The 451-nt window shown below is 57.2% G+C and carries 1 protein-coding gene; it reads right to left on the bottom strand.

Features of this window, described 5'->3' with window-relative positions:
- The coding region (locus tag SOP95_RS31640) for an NAD(P)/FAD-dependent oxidoreductase (protein ID WP_323609533.1) at positions 1-304 on the bottom strand (304 nt) is incomplete at its 3' end.
- Positions 305-451: the final 147 nt, after the last annotated feature.

The following is a 451-nucleotide window of genomic DNA, read 5'->3' on the forward strand; positions in this document are numbered from 1 at the left end:
GTTCCTGGTGTTTGCCGTTCCAGGCAAAACTGAACGCCAACTTGATCCCGGCCGATGAGGAACCCACATGCTTGATCAGCGAATTGAGTTCGCCGGGGTAGGCCAACTCCGGTATGGCGTAACGGTTGGCCAGGATTTTCAACAGCACAGCGCTCTCGGGCACCATCGATTCGCCCACTGCAAAACGCGGATGGGTGCCAGCGTCGATGATGACCACGCTCACACCTTCCTTGGCCAGGATAGCGCCCAACATGGTTCCGGCAATGCCACTGCCAATGATGGCTACGTCGTAAGTGTTTTCCATGACAACCTCGATCGGTGGGTATTGATTCAGTGAAAGTGCGCACTTGCGCGCTGTAGGAGTTCGGTGCTGACCTGAAGCACCTCGACGCTGTCGGTCTGGGCCTCGACCAGAAACAGATAGTCGGCCTGGCCCGTGGCTAGCCAATAG

Source organism: Pseudomonas sp. YuFO8, assembly GCF_035065025.1.
GTDB classification, from domain to species: domain Bacteria; phylum Pseudomonadota; class Gammaproteobacteria; order Pseudomonadales; family Pseudomonadaceae; genus Aquipseudomonas; species Aquipseudomonas putida_AE.